A 15,287-nucleotide genomic window follows, 5' to 3' on the forward strand; every position below is an offset into this window, starting at 1 on the left:
CGCAGCGAGCAGTGCGGCACTCGAGGACCATCGGCAGGGCAGTCGCGCTCGGCGCCGGCGTCGTCGTGCTCGCCGCCGTGGCCGTCGCCCTGCTCGCCGGCGGCGGGTCCGACTACACCGTCACCGCCCGCTTCATCAACGCCGGGCAGCTCGTGAAGGGCAACCTCGTCCAGGTCGCCGGACGGCCGGTCGGCGAGGTCACCGAGATCGACCTCTCCGACGACGGCCAGGCCGAGGTGACCCTCGCGATCACCGACGACGGCTACGCGCCGCTGCGCCGCGGGACCACCGCGACCGTCCGGCAGGCCTCGCTCTCCGGGGTCGCCAACCGCTACGTCGACCTGCGCCTCGGTCCCGCCGACGGCGCCGAGGTCGCCGACGGGGCCGTCCTGCGGACCGACGAGACCACCACCGCCGTCGACCTCGACCAGCTCTTCGACACCTTCGACGCCGACACCCGCAAGGGCCTGCAGCGCGTCGTCCAGGGCTTCGGCACCAGCAACGAGGGCCGCAGCCGCGAGATCAACCGCGGCTTTCTCTACCTCAACCCCTCGCTGGCCGCGTCCAGCCGCCTGTTCAGCGAGCTGAACCGCGACACCCCGTTCCTGCGCCGCTTCGTCGTCGACAGCAGCCGGCTCGTCACCGACCTCGCCGACCGCCGCGACGACCTCGCCGGCCTCGTCGACCGCCTCGCGGTCACCACCCGGGCGATCGGCAGCCGCAAGACCGAGCTGCGCGACGCGATCGGGCAGCTGCCCGACTTCATGCGGCGCTCCAACACGACGTTCGTGAACCTCCGCCAGGCGCTCGACGACCTCGCGCCGCTCGTCGACGAGAGCACGCCGGTCGCCCGCAAGCTGCGGCCGTTCCTCGCCGAGCTGCGCCCGCTCGCCCGCGACGCCCGCCCGACGCTGCGCGACCTCAGCCGCCTGCTGCGCCGCGACGGCGCCGGCAACGACCTGATCGAGCTGACGCGCGCCGCGATCCCGCTCGACGCGGCCGCCACCCGCGACACGCAGCGCAACGGCGCGACCCGGCAGGGTGCGTTCCCCGCCACCGTCGACGCGCTGAAGGTCGCCACCCCCGAGCTCGCCTACGCCCGCCCGTACGCGCCCGAGCTGACCGGCTGGTTCGACGACTTCGGGCACTCCGGCATCTACGACGCGCTCGGCGGCGCCAGCCGCGCCGCCCTGCACGTCAACGCGTTCACGCTCGTCGGGGGCCAGCTGCAGCCGATCCCGCCCGAGTTGCGCCAGCAGGCCTTCGCCGCCGGCGCGCAGACGCGGCAGCTCAACCGCTGCCCCGGCTCGATCGAGCGCGGCGCGGTCTGGAAGCCCACGCCCGACTACAACTGCGACGAGACGATGGTGCCCCCGGGGCCATGAGGCGCATCGCGGCCATCCTCCTCGTCTGCTGCGCCGGTGCGCTCGCGCTCCTCGCCACCGGTGCCGGTGACGGCGACGCCCCCGACACGCGCTCCTACAGCGCGGTGCTCGACAACGCCTTCGGGCTCGTCGAGGGCGGCGACCTGAAGATCGCCGGCGTGCGCGCCGGCAAGATCACCGACCTGCGGCTGGACCTGCGCACCAACCGCGCGGTCGTCGACTTCGACGTCACCGAGAACGGCTTCGGCTCACTGCGCACCGACGTGCGCTGCGAGGCCCGCCCGCAGTCGCTCATCGGCGAGTACTTCCTCGACTGCCTCCCGGGCACCGCGCCGCGGGAGCTGCCGGTCAGGTCGACGATCCCCGTCGAGCGGACCACCTCGACGATCGCCGGCGACCTCGTCAACAACGTGCTGCGCCGGCCGTACCGGGAGCGCCTCGCGATCATCCTCGGCGAGCTCGGCGCCGGGGTGGCGGGCAACGGCGAGAACCTCAACGCGGCGATCCGCCGGGCCAGCCCCGCGCTGCGCCAGACCAACCGCGTCCTGCGGACGCTCGCCGGCCAGAACCGGATCCTCGCCGACCTCGTCGTCAACGCCGACGAGGTCCTCACCGACCTCGCCGCCAACCGCGACGACGTCGGCCGCTTCGTCACCGAGGCGGGGGAGACCGCCACCGCGTCCGCCGAACGCCGCGACGACATCGCCGCCGGGCTGCGCAAGCTCCCGGGCTTCCTCGCGCAGCTCGAGCCGACGATGGCCGCGCTCGGCCGCACCGCCGACGCGCAGACCCCGGCGCTGCGCAACCTCCAGGCCTCGGCCGGCCAGCTCGAGCGCCTGCTCGACAACCTCGGGCCGCTCGCCCAGGCGTCCCGGCCCGCGGTCCGCAGCCTCGCCGCGGCCGCCGTCCCCGGCCGCGAGGCGGTCCTCTCCGCGCGCCCGTCCGTGCGGCAGCTGTCGACGTTCACCGATACCGCTCCCGAGGTCGGCACGAACCTCCGCTTCGTCCTCGAGCACCTCAACGACCGCGACAAGGCCGTCGAGGACGACCCGCGCAGCCCCGGCGGCAAGGGCTACACCGGCTTCGAGGCGCTGCTGCAGTACGTCTACGACCAGGTCCTCTCGGTCAACATCTACGACCAGAACGCGCACGTCCTGAACATCTCGGCGATCCCGCCGACCGACCCGTGCGCCAACTACGCCGACGTCAAGCGCGCGAAGGACCCCGCGACCAAGGACTGCCAGAGCGCCCTGGGCCCCAACCAGCCCGGCATCAACTTCGTCGACCCCAGCGCCGGCGACGCGCCCGCCCTCGCGCAGGTGCGCAAGCGCACCGACGGCCAGCAGGCCCCCGCGCCGGGCGAGACCGTCCCCGCGCACAGCCTGCCGAGCACCGACCAGGCCCCGGCGCCCGCGCCCGCCCAGACCCCGCAGACGCCGCTGCTGCCGGGCCTGCCGAAGATCGAGCTGCCGCCGCTGCCCGGCCTGCCCGGCCTCACCATCGGCGGCGGCCGGACCGACGGCCTGCTCGGCCGCGCGCAGACGCCGCAGGCACGCACCGCCCTCCTCGACTACCTCCTGGGCCGATGACCCCGCGCCGGCGCAACCGCTCCTCGATCGTCGCGAACCCCGTCCTCGTCGGGGCCGTCACCACGCTCATCGTCGTCGTCGCCGTGTTCCTCGCCTACAACGCGAACAACGGCCTGCCGTTCGTGCCGACCCGCGCGCTGGAGGTCCAGCTCCCCAACGGCGCGAACCTCGTGCCCGGCAACGAGGTCCGCTCGGGCGGCTTCCGCGTCGGCGTCGTCGAGGAGATGGAGCCGGTCGCGCTCCCCGGCGGCCGCACCGGCGCGCTGCTGCGGCTGAAGCTCGACGAGAAGCTCGGCGCGGTCCCGGTCGACTCCACCGTCGTCGTGCGGCCGCGCTCCGCGCTGGGCCTGAAGTACGTGGAGCTGACCCTCGGCCGCAGCGCCCGCACGATCGCCGACGGCGGCACGCTGCCCGCCAGCCAGTCGTCCGCCTCGACCGAGCTCGACGAGGTCCTCAGCACCTTCGACGAGCCGACCCGCGCCGCCAGCCAGGTGAACCTCGAGGAGTTCGGGGACGCGTTCACGGGACGGGGCGCCGGGCTCAACGAGACGATCCGCATCGCCCCTGAGCTGCTCGGCCGCCTCGAGCGCGTCGCGGGCAACCTCGCCGACCCGCGCAGCCGCCTGCCGCGCCTCTTCGCCGAGCTGGGTGACGCCGCCCGCGTCGTGGCCCCGCTGTCGGCGGTCAACGCGCAGACGTTCACGTTCCTCGCCAACACCTTCGAGGCGATCGGCCGCGATCCGCAGGCGCTGAAGGAGACGATCACGAAGTCGGTCGGCACGCTCGAGGTCGGCACCCGCTCGCTGCGCGCCCAGCGGCCGTTCCTCGTGCGGTTCGCCGGCCTCTCCGAGGACCTCGACGCGGCGAGCGCCGAGCTACGCGCGTCGCTGCCGACGATCAACCGCGCCGTCGAGACCGGCACCCCGGTGCTGCGCCGCTCCGTGCCGCTGAACGAGGACCTCGGGGCCACGATGGTCGCCCTGCGCGACCTCGCGCGCACCCCGACCACGCTCGGTGCGCTGCGCGGCCTCACCGCCACCGTGCAGACACTGAACCCGACGCTGCGGTTCCTCGGCCCGTACGTGACCGTCTGCAACAGCTGGAACGTGTTCTGGACCTTCGCCGCCGAGCACCTCAGCTCCCCGACCGCCACCGGCGGCCAGCAGCGCGCGCTGCTCAACCAGGCCCCGCAGAACCTCCCGGGCGGCGACGGCGTCGGCCAGATGGGCGCCAACGAGTTCGCGCACGGCAAGGAGAGCCCCGAGCCCGGCTCGACCAAGACCTACCTGCACAACGCGTTCTTCGGCCCGGCGATCACGAAGGACGGCCTGGCCAACTGCGGCACCGGTCAGCAGGGCTACGCCCAGAGCCAGAACCCGTACCGCGACCGCACGATCCCCGGGGACCCGTACCGCGACGTGTTCGTCGACACGCCCGACGTCGACGACGTCCCGCGCGTCGGCCCGAGCTACGCGAAGTACAACCGCGAGGGCCGCGGCATCGCGCTCAACCCCGACCGGGTGCCCACCGGGCAGACCTTCAGCTACCGCCCGGACGGCCGCGGCGTCGACGTGCCGCGCGCGAAGCCCGAGAAGGCCGCGGGGGTGCCGGCCAAGTGAGACGCAACCAGCCGCCGCGCCTGAGCTACTTCGCCACCGGCCTGCTCGTCCTGGCGCTCGTCGGGATCGGCACCTACCTGGGCTTCAGCAAGGACATCCCGCTGGTCAACCAGCCCTACGAGGTCCGGGCCGTGTTCTCCAGCGCGAACAACATCCGCACGAACTCGCCGGTGCGCGTGGCGGGCGTCAACGTCGGCAAGGTCACCGCGATCGAGCGCGTGCGGCCCGGGGCGGAGGCGGCGCGCGTCGTCATGGCGATCGAGCGCAAGGGCCTGCCGCTGCACACCGACGCGCGGATGACGATCCGGCCGCGGATCTTCCTCGAGGGCAACTTCTTCGTCGACGTGAAGCCCGGGTCCCCGTCGGCTCCGGAGCTCCGGGACGGCGACACGATCCCGATCAACCAGACCGCGACGCCCGTGCAGCTCGACCAGATCCTCACGGCGCTGCAGGACGACACCCGCGAGGACCTCCGCTCGCTCCTGCAGCAGCTCGGCGACGGCTTCGCCGACGGCGGCGCCGCCGCGAACAACCGCACCACCCGGTGGTGGGAGCCCGCCTACCGGGACTCGGCGATCGTCAACGACGCGACGCTCGGACAGGCCCAGCGAGACCTCAGCGACTACGTCCGCGACGCCGGCGCCACCGCCGCCGCCCTCGACGCGGACCGCGACGCGCTCAAGTCGCTGATCACCGACTTCAACGGCACCGCGCGGGCGTTCGCCGCCCGCGACACGGCGCTGCAGCAGGCGGTCGCCGAGCTGCCGCGCACCCTGCGCGCCGCGCTCCCCGCGTTCGCCGCGCTCAACCGCGCGTTCCCGCCGCTGCGGCGCTTCATCGCCGACGCCCGCCCGGGCGTGCGGTCCTCCGGGCCCGCGCTCGACGCCGGCCTGCCGTTCGTGCGGCAGGTCCGCGGGCTCGTGCAGCCCGCCGAGCTGCGCGGCCTGAGCGCCGACCTGCGGACGGTCGTCCCGTCGCTGACGCGGCTGTCGCAGCGCACCGTCCCGCTGCTAGCCCAGACCGCGCTCGCCTCGAGCTGCCAGAACGAGGTCATCCTGCCCTGGTCCAAGGACACCATCCAGGACAAGGACTTCCCCGCGGTCGGCCCGGTCTTCCAGGACTCGCTCAAGGCGCTGCCGGGCCTGGCGGGCGAGAGCCGCTCGGGCGACGCCAACGGCCAGTGGTTCCGCGTCCTGGTGTCCGGCGGCAGCTACGTCACCCCGCTCGGGCAGGGCCAGCTGCTGCTCACCGACACGCCCGTCGGCGGCGTCAACCCGATGCCGCCCACCGGCGGCCGCTCGCCGCTGCGCGCCGACGTGCCCTGCGAGACGCAGGAGGCGCCCGACCTGCGCTCGACCCCCGGCCGGCTGCAGAGCCGCAAGGTCACCGTCCCCGCGTCCGGGCCCGGCCGCGAGCTCTACGACCGCTACGTCGCGAAGGCCGTGAAGAGCCTGCGCGGCGAGGCGAAGGCCCGCAAGCTGCCGCTCACCGTCACCGCCCGCGAGGCGACCACCGAGACCATCGCGAAGGTCCGCGCCGCCGCGCAGCGGGCCCGGAAGGGCGGACGATGAAGCGCGCGATCCGCAAGTCGTTCAAGGACTTCGCCGCGGTCATCGGCCTGATGGTCATCGCGGCCGTCGTCGGCGGCTACATCCTCAGCCAGCAGCGGCTGCGCTTCCCGCTCGTCGAGGACGCGCCGTTCACGCTGAAGGCCGAGTTCTCCACCGCGCAGGCCGTGACCCCCGGCCAGGGGCAGACCGTCCGCGTCTCCGGGGTGCGCATCGGCGACATCGGCAAGGTCGAGCTGCGTGACGGCGTCGCCGTCGTCTCGATGGACATCGACCAGCAGTACCGCGAGGTCGTCCACACCGACGCGAAGGCGCTGCTGCGGCCCAAGACCGGGCTGAAGGACATGTTCATCGAGCTCGACCCGGGCAGCCGCTCCGCCCCGGTCGCGCGCGAGGGCTGGACGATGCCGGTCGCCAACACGCTCCCGGACGTCAACCCGGACGAGATCTTCGCCGCGCTGGACGCCGACACCCGCGACTACCTCACGCTGCTGGTCGACGGCGCGGGCAAGGGGCTGGCCGACCGCGGCGACGACCTGCGCGAGGTCTTCCGTCGCTTCGAGCCGACCCACCGCGACCTCGCGAAGGTCACGGGCCTCGTCGCACAGCGCGACGAGCACCTGCGGCGGCTCGTCAACCGGCTCGCGCGCCTCAACGGCGCGCTCGCCGACAAGGACGACGAGCTCACCCGCCTGGTCTCCTCCAGCGCCTCGGTCCTGCGCGCGTTCTCCAGCGAGCAGGCCGGGATCACACAGGCGGTCGGACGCCTGCCCGGCACGCTGCGGCAGACCACCGCGACGCTCGGGAAGGTGCAGCGGCTCGCCGACACGCTCGGTCCGGCGACCACCGCGCTGCGACCCGCCGTCCGCCGGCTCGACGACGCCAACCGCGCGGTCGCCCCGTTCGTGACCGAGGCGGCGCCGCTGCTGCGCACCCGTGTGCGGCCGTTCGTGCGGGCCGCGCGCCCCACGGTCGCCGACCTGGCGGTGCCCGCCCGGCGCCTGGCCGAGACGACCCCCGACCTGACCCGCGCGTTCACGGCCCTGAACGCGCTGCTGAACCTCGCCGCCTACAACCAGAACGGCAAGGAGGGCCCGGGCGTCAAGGACCGCGACGAGGGCTACCTGTTCTGGGCGGCGTGGCTGCAGCACGTCGGCAACGCCCTGTTCTCCACCGGGGACGCCAACGGCCCGTTCCGCCCGGTGTCGGTCGGCGGCAGCTGCGGCACGATCTCGCAGGTCGCGAACTCCACGCCGCTGCTCGGCATGGTCCTCGCGCCGGTCCTCGCCGATCCGACCGTCTGCAAGGGCGTCCTGGGGTGATGCGCGCGTGGTGAAGCAGGCACCGACCTTCGGCCGCCTCATGACGATGGTGCTGTTCGCGCTGTCGTGCTTCGGGCTGCTCCTGTTCCTCTGGGTGAGCTTCGGCGGCTCGACGCCGCTGAAGCCCGAGGGCTACCGCTTCCGGGTCGCGCTCCCGGAGGCCACCCAGCTGGGCCTCGAGGCGGACGTACGCACCGCGGGGGTCTCGATCGGCAAGGTCCGCAAGAAGGACATCGACGTCGCCGGGCACCCCAACGCGACCGTCGCGACCGTCGAGGTCGACCCGCGGTTCGCGCCGATCGCCTCCGACGCGCGCGTCGTGCTGCGCCAGAAGACGCTGCTCGGGGAGACCTACCTGGAGATCACCCCCGGCACGCGCCGTGCGCCGCGCGTGCCCGAGGGGGGCTGGCTGCCCGACGCACAGGTGCAGGACAGCACCCAGCTCGACGAGATCTTCGACGCCCTGGACCCGAAGACCCGCCAGGCGTTCAAGACCTGGCAGCAGGACCTCGCCGGCGGGGCGGCGGGCCGCGGACGCGACCTCAACGACGCGCTCGGCAACCTGCCCGCGTTCGCCGCGGACGCCGACGACGTGCTCGGGGTGCTGGACACCCAGGCCGGGGTCGTGCGGCGCCTCGTGCGCAACACCGGCGTCGTGTTCGGCGCGCTGACCGAGCGCGAGGACCAGCTCGCGACCCTGATCCGCTCGAGCAACGACGTGTTCTCGGCCACGAGCGCCCAGCAGGAGGCGCTGGCCACGAGCTTCCGGATCTTCCCGACGTTCCTGGACGAGTCCAAGGCGACCTTCGCGCGCCTGGAGCGGTTCGCCGACGACACCGGACCGCTGGTGCGCGAGCTGGCGCCCGCCCTGCGCGACCTGCGGCCGGCCGTCGCGGACCTGCGCGCCGCGAGCCCCGACCTCGAGCGCTTCTTCCGGGACCTGTCGCCGCTCATCACCGTCGCGCGGCGCGGCCTGCCTGCGACGCGCAACGTCCTCGCCGGGACCACGCCGCTGCTCGGCGAGCTGCAGCCGTTCCTGGAGGAGCTCAACCCGATCCTCGAGTGGCTCGAGTACCACCAGATCACGATCGGGGACTTCATCTCCAACGGGGCGGGCGCGCTCGCGGACACGATCCCGACGCGCAACGCGTTCGAGCGCGGCCACTACCTGCGGCAGCTCGGCCCCGTCGGCGCCGAGACCGCGGCGATGTACACGACGCGGCCGCCGGCCTCGCGCGGCAACGCGTACCTGAACCCGGGCGCGATCCAGGGGATCGAGCGCGGCAAGCGGATGATCTTCGGGAACTTCGACTGCGCGAACACCGGCAAGGGCGGTGACGGCACCTACCAGACGAAGGTGCCCGACACGAACGACATGCCGTCCTGCTGGGTGCAGCCCGCCCCGCAGGTGCCCGCGGGCAACACCCGCAAGTACCCGCGGATCGTCAAGGCCGACTACTCGCGCTGAGCGCGGCCCGCGCGGGACCCCGCCGACGACAACGGCCGCCGGGGTGGGCGGCCGCTCTGGACGTGTCGGATGGGGCGGGGGGAGGGGTCAGGCGACCTGCGCCTCGGCGACCGCGACCGGGCTCAGCACGTCGAGCAGGGCGTTCGCGAGCCGGGCGTCGCCGCTGAGCTCGAGCTCGCCGCGGTCCTGGTCGGGGCCGAGCGCCTCGACCCAGGCGCGCTCGGCGCCGGCGATGCGCGCGTCCGCGTCGGGCGCGGACCGCTCCTCGTAGGTGAGCGTGCCGCCCGCCGCCGTGAGCACGTAGCGCTTCAGCTGGCCGTCGCGCCGCTCCGCGGTGATCTCCACGACGCCGGAGACCGACGCGGGGACCGCGAGGCCGGGGCTCGAGCGGAACACGGCGCCGATGTCGATCGCCTCGTCGGGACGCGGCGGGCTCCACGCCCACTGCGAGCCCCAACGGGCGAGCGCGCCGATGACGGGCAGGAGGTCCCGCGCGCGCTCGGTCAGCTCGTAGTCGACGCGCGGCGGCACCTCGCGGTAGCGCTGGCGGGTGAGCAGGCCGTCGGCGACCATGCGGTTCAGCCGCGACCGCAGCTGCTCGGTCGAGATGCCGGGCAGGACGCGCTGGAGCTCGACGAAGCGGCGGGGACCGCCGACGAGATCACGGACGATCAGCAGCGTCCACTTGTCCCCGACCAGGTCGAGCGCGCGTGCATCGGGCGCCCACTGGTCGTAGGGGTGACGCTTGGGTGGGGGTACGGTGGGAATGGGGGTGCTCCTCGGAAATCGTGGGACGAAGTGCGACCTGACGGTGGACCTTAGCGGGGGTGGCCGACCGACGCGCCGGTTTTTCGGGCAAGACGGCAGCGCGTCCCGTCCTACGTGCGCCGTTCCGGTGTATCCCGTTCGCGTCGGCCTGAATCATCGTCGCCGCGCCACGCGGACGAGTGTTGGATCAATCACCGCCAGTTTCCGCCCGATCCTGCGTTTCAGCGCCTCAGGGACCCCGTGACCGGCAGGTGTCGCGGTGGGGGTAGCAGCGATCGGTTCCAGGAGGCAGACAGTGGGTGACGTGATCAACTTGGCGGAGCGACGGGCACGGCGCGGCAGCGAGCCGCTCGCCACGGTCCCGGAGTACGTGGCGGAGGCGGACGTCGTGCTGCCCGCGATCGGGCGCTTCGACGGACACGCGACCGGCCCGTACGGCACCGCCGCCCGCCGCCCGGTGACCTTCTACTTCGACCCGGCGTCGCCCGAGGCCTACCTCGCCGCCGAGCGCGTCGACCGCGCCGGCCCGGCCGTGACCTGGGTGCCCGTGGGCGCGCTGGGCGTCGCGGCCCCCGCCGCGCAGGAGGCGCGCCGCCGCACGATCGCCGCGCGCGCCGCCGCGCTGCGCCTGCCGCTGGTGTGGCCGGACCCGAGCCCGGGTTCCGTCCGCGCGATCCGCGTCGCGACGCTCGCCGCCGAGCACGGTGCGCTGCCCGCGTTCGCGCTCGCCGCCGGACGGCTCGCCTACTGCGGCGGCTACGACCTCGACGACCCCGAGATCCTCGCCGAGGCGGCCGCGGCCGCCGGCCTGGGCGTCGACGCGGTCCTGCGGGCCGCCGGGGACGCGCTGCGCGACGTCGCGCCGCAGCGCACCGCCGCCGCGCTCGCATCGCGCGGGGCCGACGTGCTGCCGTGCTTCGAGGTCGGCGGCACGCTGTTCCACGGCGAGGCGCGCCTGCCCGAGGCGCTCGCCGCCGCGCGGACGCCCGCGCGTCCGCGTCCGCGCAGCCACTAGGACGGTCCGGGGGACAGCCCCCGGGCGCCCCACGGGCCGCCCGCCTGTACGGCGGGAGCCCGTGCCGTCACCATTCCTCCATGTTCCGGGCGCCCCTGCGCTTCGCGTTCCGCCGGCTGGGACGCCGCTACCCGCGCATCGCGATGGTCGTGCAGTTCCAGTTCGCCCACGCGATCGTCATGGGCGGCGTCGGCCTGCTGCTCCTGTACGTGCCGATGAGCGGCGGCGAGTTCGGGCGGATCGTCGCGGTCTCGCAGGGCCTGCTGCTGCTGGAGAACGTGCTCGCCGTCCGGGCCGCGTGGGCGCTCGTGCGGCCCGCCGACCCGTGGCTGCGCGGCGACCGCTCCCCGTCCGCGGCGGTCGCGGCGTTCCGGGCGCTCGCCGGGCTGCCGGTCGCCTTCCTGCGCTCGCGCCGCTGGTGGCTCGTCTGGAGCCTGCTGCCGGTCAGCGCGTACATCACCTGGGAGATCGACGAGGGCTGGTGGCCGACGCTGCCGATCATCGTCGCGGGCGCCGCGGTGGTCCTGCTCTACGGCGCGCTGCTGCGGCTACTGGCGCTCGAGCTGATGCTGCGGCCCGTGCTGGAGCGGCTGTCGCTGGACCTGCCCGACGACGCGCCGCTGGGCCGCGCGACGCTGCCGCTGCAGCGCCGGCTGCTGCTCGTCCTCCCGGCGATCAACATCATCACCGGGGTCGTGGTGAGCGGGCTCGCGTCGCCCGGGCAGGACGGGCTGCTCGCGCTGGGCTTCGGCGTGGTGCTCGCCGTCGGCGTCGCGTTCACGCTGAGCTTCGAGCTGTCGCTGCTGCTCGCCCGCTCGATCGTCGAGCCGCTGAGCGACCTGCGGGCCGGGGCCGACGCGGTGGCGCGCGGGGACCTCGACGTCCACGTCCCGGTGCTCGGCACCGACGAGGCGGGTGCGCTGGCGATGTCCTTCAACCGGATGGTCGCGGGCCTGCGCGAGCGGGAGCGGCTGCACGGGGCGCTGGCGGCGTTCGTGGACCCGCAGCTGACCGACCGCGTCCTCGCGGAGGGGCACGAGCTGCCGGGGGAGGAGGTCGAGGTCAGCGTCCTGTTCCTCGACATCCGCGGCTTCACGCAGTTCGCGGAGCGGGCCAGCGCCGCCGAGGTCGTCGCGCGGCTGAACGACTTCTACGGCGTGGTCGTGCCCGAGCTGCTCGCCCACGGCGGGCACGTCAACGCGTTCATGGGTGACGGGCTGCTCGCCGTCTTCGGGGCGCCCACGCCGCTGCCGGACCACGCCGACCGAGCCGTCGCGGCGGCCCTGCGCGTCGCGGAGCTCGTGCGCGACCGCTACGGCGAGGAGCTGCGCATCGGGGTGGGCGTCAACAGCGGCCCGGTCGTGGCGGGCACGATCGGCGGCGGGGGACGCGTCGACTTCACCGTCATCGGCGACCCCGTCAATACCGCGGCGCGCGTGGAGGAGGCGACCCGGACGACCGGGGACGACGTGCTGCTCACCGCGGGCACGCGGGCCCTGCTGACCCGTGACCACGGCCCGTTCGTCGCGCGGGAGGAGATCGCGCTGAAGGGCAAGCGCGATCCGGTCACGCTCTACGCGCCGTCCGAGGACCTCACGGCTGAACGAGAGCGTTCAATGGGGCGCCATGGCGTCGCCGACCCCGCTAGGGTGGCCCGACCATGAGCACGGACACCGAGCCCACCACCCAGCTGCACGGAGGCCGGCTCGTCGCGCGCCGCCTCAAGGCCCACGGCGTGACGAAGCTGTTCACCCTCTCGGGTGGCCATCTCTTCTCGATCTACGACGGCTGCCGCGAGGAGGGCATCGACCTCGTCGACGTCCGCCACGAGCAGGCCGCCGCGTTCGCCGCCGAGGGCTGGGCGAAGGTCACCCGGCAGCCCGGCGTCGCCGCGCTGACCGCCGGTCCCGGCGTCACCAACGGCATGAGCGCGCTCGGCTCCGCGCAGATGAACAACTCCCCGATGGTCGTGCTCGGCGGCCGGGCGCCCGCGCTGCGCTGGGGGCAGGGCTCGCTGCAGGAGATCGACCACGTGCCGTTCGTCGCGCCGCTGACGAAGTTCGCGGCGACCCCGCAGTCGACGGCCGAGATCCCCGGGCTCGTCGACCGCGCGCTCGCGACCGCGGTGGCGCCGCACAGCGGTCCGACGTTCGTGGACTTCCCGCTCGACTACGTGTTCATGGAGGGCGACGACGCCGGCGTCGAGCCCGTCACGCTGTCGATGGCCGACGGCCCGCAGCCGGACGGCGACGCGATGGAGCGCGCGATCGCGCTGCTGCGCGGCGCCGAGCGCCCGGTCGTCATGGCCGGCACCAACCTCTACTGGGGGCACGGGGAGCAGGCGCTGCTCGCGCTCATCGAGGAGCTGCGGATCCCGACGTTCGTCAACGGCCTCGGTCGCGGCTGCGTGCCCGCCGACCACGAGCTGTACTTCTCGCGGGCCCGTGGCACCGGCCTCAAGGGCGCGGACGTCGCGCTGGTGATCGGCGTGCCGATGGACTTCCGGCTGGGCTTCGGCGGCTCGTTCGGGGAGGACACGAAGCTCGTCGTGGTCGACCGCGCCGAGCCCGTCCGTCCGCACCCGCGACCGGTCGAGGCCGAGCTGTACGGCGGCATCCCGGCGATCCTCGAGGGGCTGCGCACCGGCGCGACCGGCGGCCCGGACCGCTCCGCCTGGGTGTCGACCGTCCGCGCCGACGAGACGGAGAAGCGCGCCGCCGAGGACGAGGAGCGCAACGACCCGCGCGGGCCGCTGCACCCGATGCGCCTCTACAAGGAGCTCTCCGAGGTCCTGGACCGCAACGCGATCATCATCGGCGACGGCGGCGACTTCGTCTCCTACGCGGGCCGCGTCATCGACTCCTACGAGCCCGGCTGCTGGCTGGACCCGGGCCCGTTCGGCTGCCTGGGCTGCGGCCCCGGCTACGCGATCGCCGCGAAGGTCGCGCACCCCGACCGGCAGGTCGTGCTGCTCCAGGGCGACGGCGCGTTCGGCTTCAGCGCCATGGAGTACGACACGATGGCGCGCCTGGGGATCAACGTCGTGGGCGTGATGGGCAACAACGGCATCTGGGCGCTGGAGAAGCACCCGATGGAGTTCCTCTACGGCTACTCGGTCGCCGCCGACCTGCGACCGGAGACCCGGTACGACCAGGTCATCGAGGCGCTCGGCGGTCACGGCGAGTTCGTCACGACCCCCGAGGAGGTCAAGCCCGCGCTGGCCCGCGCGTTCGCGGCCGGCAGGCCCGCGATGGTGAACATCTCCACGGACCCGACCGTCGTCTACCCGCGCAAGTCGAACCTCGCCTGACCCGGAAAGCTTGAGAGCCACCCGAAGGTGGCTCTCAAAGGGTGGCCCCGACAGGACGGGCAGGGGTACGTGCCATGCAGGGCCGATTCGGGTGATCCGAGCGGCGGGAGGCGCCGTTTGGGTACGGCTACGCCCGGATCTATGAGGCCGGTTGGACGGTGTTCGTCTGTTCGACGGACACCAGGTTGGACCCGGCTCGAGAAGTATCGGGCGTGGACGGTCTCCGGACAATCAGACACCTGTCCACGTCCGTCCCCCGGAACTGGGGAGGGGCGGCTGCGCCAGAACGCCGCGGCTCACCCGCCGCGCGTCGCGAGCTCCAGCGCCGCGCCGCGCAGGATGTCGTGCTCGCTGACCTCGATCTCGTCGAGGTCGTAGGCGCGCATCGCCTCGAGCAGCAGCAGGACGCCCTGGACGATCGTGGGCGCCCGGTCGGGGTGCAGGCCGGGCACGTCGCGGCGCTCCTGCACGTCCATCGTCGCCAGGCGCGCGAGCAGCAGCTCGCACGTCGCGCGGGCGAGCCGGTGCCCGTGCACGCGGTCCGGGTCGTACGGCTCGAGCTCGAGCTCCATCGCCGCGCACGACGTCGCCGTGCCGGCCACGCCGATCCCGGCGGCGACCGCCGCCCGCAGCTCGGCGGGGACCGCGCCCGCGAAGATGCCGCGCACCTCCTCGGCGACGGTCGCGAGCTCCTCGGGCTGCGGCGGGTCGTGGCGGATGTGGCGCTCGCCCTGCCGCACGACGCCCGCCTGGGTGGAGACGTGGAAGCGCAGGCCGTCGCGGTCGCCGACGACGAACTCGGTGGAGCCGCCGCCGATGTCGATCACCACGACCGGGCCGGGGGCGTCGCCGGGGCGCTCGCTCGTCGCGCCGAGGTAGGTCATGCGGGCCTCCTCGTCGCCGCTGAGCGTCCGGGCGTCGAGGCCGAACCGCTCGCGCACGGTCGCGGTGAACGCGGCGCCGTTGGCCGCGTCCCGGACGGCGCTGGTGAGCACGGCGAGGTTCGCGGTGACGCCGTGGTCGTCCATCGCCCGCCGGTAGTCGGCCAGGCAGTCGACGACCCGGGCGATCGCGTCCGGGTGCAGCTCCCCGGTGGCGTCGACGCCCTGGCCCAGGCGCGTCACGGTGGAGCGGCGGTCCAGCTCGGTGACCCGGCCCGCGGCGGTGACGTCGGCGACGAGCAGCCGGGTCGAGTTCGTGCCGATGTCGATGATCGCGACGCGCATCGCGCGGACTGTAGTCC

11 protein-coding genes are annotated in these 15,287 nt (G+C 74.1%); 9 read left to right on the plus strand and 2 right to left on the minus strand.

Annotated features, from left to right (window positions below; genetic code table 11):
* Nucleotides 1–11 precede the first annotated feature (11 nt).
* From C7Y72_RS11570 to C7Y72_RS11595, 6 genes are read left to right on the plus strand one after another with little or no spacing between them, the layout of a single operon-like run.
* Nucleotides 12–1,385 carry an MlaD family protein gene (locus C7Y72_RS11570; RefSeq protein ID WP_154734585.1) on the plus strand — a complete coding sequence of 458 codons (1,374 nt, stop codon included), beginning with the start codon at nucleotides 12–14 and terminating at the stop codon, nucleotides 1,383–1,385.
* Nucleotides 1,382–2,974: an MlaD family protein gene (locus tag C7Y72_RS11575; protein ID WP_107568875.1), complete on the plus strand. Its 1,593-nt coding sequence runs from the start codon at nucleotides 1,382–1,384 to the stop codon at nucleotides 2,972–2,974. The genes C7Y72_RS11570 and C7Y72_RS11575 overlap by 4 nt, the downstream gene beginning before the upstream one ends.
* The gene (locus C7Y72_RS11580) at nucleotides 2,971–4,593 is read left to right on the plus strand and encodes an MlaD family protein (RefSeq protein ID WP_107568876.1); all 1,623 of its coding nucleotides are present in this window, start codon (nucleotides 2,971–2,973) and stop codon (nucleotides 4,591–4,593) included. The genes C7Y72_RS11575 and C7Y72_RS11580 overlap by 4 nt, the downstream gene beginning before the upstream one ends.
* Nucleotides 4,590–6,164 (plus strand): MlaD family protein, encoded by a 1,575-nt coding sequence (locus C7Y72_RS11585; protein WP_107568877.1) that lies wholly within the window; start codon nucleotides 4,590–4,592, stop codon nucleotides 6,162–6,164. The genes C7Y72_RS11580 and C7Y72_RS11585 overlap by 4 nt, the downstream gene beginning before the upstream one ends.
* Entirely contained in the window at nucleotides 6,161–7,483 is a 1,323-nt protein-coding gene (locus C7Y72_RS11590) for an MlaD family protein (RefSeq protein ID WP_107568878.1), read from the plus strand. Before C7Y72_RS11585 ends, C7Y72_RS11590 begins: the two co-directional genes overlap by 4 nt.
* Nucleotides 7,484–7,493: 10 nt before the next feature.
* On the plus strand, nucleotides 7,494–8,951 hold the full coding sequence (locus C7Y72_RS11595) for an MlaD family protein (RefSeq protein ID WP_146175344.1): 1,458 nt from the start codon (nucleotides 7,494–7,496) through the stop codon (nucleotides 8,949–8,951).
* Nucleotides 8,952–9,038: 87 nt separating this feature from the next.
* Here the strand turns inward: C7Y72_RS11595 and C7Y72_RS23750 are convergent, their stop codons facing one another.
* Nucleotides 9,039–9,818, minus strand: a complete 780-nt coding sequence (locus tag C7Y72_RS23750; RefSeq protein WP_196189417.1) for a winged helix-turn-helix transcriptional regulator — start codon at nucleotides 9,816–9,818, stop codon at nucleotides 9,039–9,041.
* 205 nt (nucleotides 9,819–10,023) lie between these two features.
* Here C7Y72_RS23750 and C7Y72_RS11605 point away from each other — a divergent pair, with 205 nt between their 5' ends.
* From C7Y72_RS11605 to C7Y72_RS11615, 3 genes are all read left to right on the plus strand, one after another.
* The gene (locus tag C7Y72_RS11605) at nucleotides 10,024–10,734 is read left to right on the plus strand and encodes a DsbA family protein (RefSeq protein WP_158276808.1); all 711 of its coding nucleotides are present in this window, start codon (nucleotides 10,024–10,026) and stop codon (nucleotides 10,732–10,734) included.
* Nucleotides 10,735–10,814: 80 nt separating this feature from the next.
* Nucleotides 10,815–12,398 (plus strand): adenylate/guanylate cyclase domain-containing protein, encoded by a 1,584-nt coding sequence (locus C7Y72_RS11610; RefSeq protein ID WP_107568882.1) that lies wholly within the window; start codon nucleotides 10,815–10,817, stop codon nucleotides 12,396–12,398.
* Nucleotides 12,395–14,044 (plus strand): acetolactate synthase, encoded by a 1,650-nt coding sequence (locus tag C7Y72_RS11615; protein ID WP_107568883.1) that lies wholly within the window; start codon nucleotides 12,395–12,397, stop codon nucleotides 14,042–14,044. The genes C7Y72_RS11610 and C7Y72_RS11615 overlap by 4 nt, the downstream gene beginning before the upstream one ends.
* A gap of 296 nt (nucleotides 14,045–14,340) precedes the next feature.
* Here C7Y72_RS11615 and C7Y72_RS11620 read toward each other — a convergent pair whose 3' ends face one another.
* The gene (locus tag C7Y72_RS11620; RefSeq protein WP_107568884.1) at nucleotides 14,341–15,270 is read right to left on the minus strand and encodes a Ppx/GppA phosphatase family protein; all 930 of its coding nucleotides are present in this window, start codon (nucleotides 15,268–15,270) and stop codon (nucleotides 14,341–14,343) included.
* Nucleotides 15,271–15,287: the final 17 nt, after the last annotated feature.

The organism is Paraconexibacter algicola (assembly GCF_003044185.1).
Lineage (GTDB): Bacteria > Actinomycetota > Thermoleophilia > Solirubrobacterales > Solirubrobacteraceae > Paraconexibacter > Paraconexibacter algicola.

Coding starts and splice junctions, on each gene's coding strand:
- C7Y72_RS11575 (WP_107568875.1), top strand. CDS start 1,382: ATGAGGCGCATCGCGGCCATCCTCCTCGTCTGCTGCGCCGGTGCGCTC.
- C7Y72_RS11580 (WP_107568876.1), top strand. CDS start 2,971: ATGACCCCGCGCCGGCGCAACCGCTCCTCGATCGTCGCGAACCCCGTC.
- C7Y72_RS11590 (WP_107568878.1), top strand. CDS start 6,161: ATGAAGCGCGCGATCCGCAAGTCGTTCAAGGACTTCGCCGCGGTCATC.
- C7Y72_RS11610 (WP_107568882.1), top strand. CDS start 10,815: ATGTTCCGGGCGCCCCTGCGCTTCGCGTTCCGCCGGCTGGGACGCCGC.
- C7Y72_RS11615 (WP_107568883.1), top strand. CDS start 12,395: ATGAGCACGGACACCGAGCCCACCACCCAGCTGCACGGAGGCCGGCTC.
- C7Y72_RS11620 (WP_107568884.1), bottom strand. CDS start 15,270: ATGCGCGTCGCGATCATCGACATCGGCACGAACTCGACCCGGCTGCTC.